This is a genomic window from Pseudoalteromonas sp. SG43-5 (assembly GCF_014164345.1).
Taxonomy (GTDB): Bacteria; Pseudomonadota; Gammaproteobacteria; order Enterobacterales; family Alteromonadaceae; genus Pseudoalteromonas; species Pseudoalteromonas distincta.
Window position 1 is genome coordinate 1 of the sequence record NZ_JACJFA010000043.1, and the last position, 1,653, is coordinate 1,653.

Annotated in this window: 1 protein-coding gene; it reads right to left on the reverse strand. The window is 51.7% G+C overall.

What is annotated here, in order from left to right; genetic code table 11:
• A partial coding sequence (locus H5161_RS19905) for an Ig-like domain-containing protein (protein ID WP_182769923.1) occupies window positions 1–1,653 on the reverse strand: 1,653 nt, incomplete at both ends.

Sequence of the window (1,653 nt, forward strand, 5' to 3'; positions counted from 1 at the left end):
TGGCGCATCTACACTCACACTTGGTGCTGTGGTATCAATGGTGCCGTTGCCGGTAATATCGGTGCTGTTACCTGCCACATCGCTAATACTTGCTTCGATGCTATATGGTCCTTCTGCCAAGGCAGTCGGTACTTCTACAGAGAAGTTACCATCGGCATCCACAGTGGTGGTAAAGGTTTGTGTATTGCCTTGATCGTCCACAACCGTGAAGTTAATAACCGTGCCTTCAACGGCATCACTTGTTCCACTGAGTGTCGGGGTGATGTCATTACTTGAGCCTGGGCTGGTAAGTACAAGTGTCGGTGCAGTGGTATCTATTTCACCTGCGCCTGTGGCGGTGGTGTCGTTGCCTGCCACATCTTCAACACTCGCGCTTACGGTGTATGTACCTTCTGCAAGTGCTACCGGTACAGGGATTGACCACGTACCATTAGCAAGCACGGTGGCACTCATGGTTTGCGCTGCGCCGCTGCTGTCGGTGACAACAATGGTTACTTCACTGCCTTGCGGTGCATCGCTGGTACCTGCAATTGTTGGCGTGGTGTCGTTACCTACACCGTTGTCGGTAATAACAAGGCTCGGGCCAGTAAGGTCTATCTGACCTGTCTCGGTGGCGCTGCCGATATTACCTAGACCATCATTTACCTCTGCGGTGACAGTATATTCGCCTTCGGCTAAATCAGTTGGTGCATCGACACTCCATACTCCACCCGTTACGGTTGTATCAACAGTCGTAATATTCCCTGCACTGTCTTCAAACGTTAAGCTAATGGTAGTGTTATCTGCCGCATCGCTTGTACCATTAATGGTTGGGGTGGTGTCGTTGGTGTCAACCAGTGCATTAATACTAATGCTTGGGGCCGTGGTGTTGAGTGTTGCGGTTTCACTTAATGTAGTGGTATTACCGGCGTTATCACTAACGCTTGCTTCAATAGTGAGTAGACCATCAGTTAACGCGTTCGGTACATCGGCTGACCAGCTGCCATCGGCTTGTACTGTTGCAGTAAACGTTTCTGTTGTGGTGCCGTCGCTTACACTGATGTTTATCACTGTGCCCGCTGGCGCATTGCTGCTTCCGCTGATTGTTGGCGTGCTGTCGTTGGTTGCGCCGACTGTGTCTAACGTCAGTGTTGGCGCTAAGGTATCTAGGTTGCCCGTTTGTGTCGCGCCGCCGGTGTTGCCTGCATCATCGGTGATACTGGCTTGCACGGTGTAGCTTCCATCTGGTAATTCAGGGCTGGTTGCTTGCCAATCACCGTTTGCATCCACGGTGGCGGTGATTGGGTGTTCATCACCGTTGCTGTCAGTAATAACAATGTTTACAACGGTGCCTTCAGGCTCTGTTGAGGTACCACTAACAACTGGGGTGCTATCGTTGCCAAGGCCCAGTGCATCAACGGTGACGATTGGCGTAATAGTATCCACATTACCACTGCTGTTTGCGGTGCTCTCGTTGCCTGCCGCATCGGTAATACTCGCGCTTACAGTAAAGTCACCTTGTGCAAGGGCACCTGGAATCTCAATGTTCCAGTGGCCATCGCTGCCAACTAGGGTCTCAATGGTTTGCACAGCGCCTGCGCTGTCGGTGATGGTGAGTGTAACAGTGCCACCAATTTCATTACTGGTGCCCTGCAGCTCGGGTGTTAAGTCGCT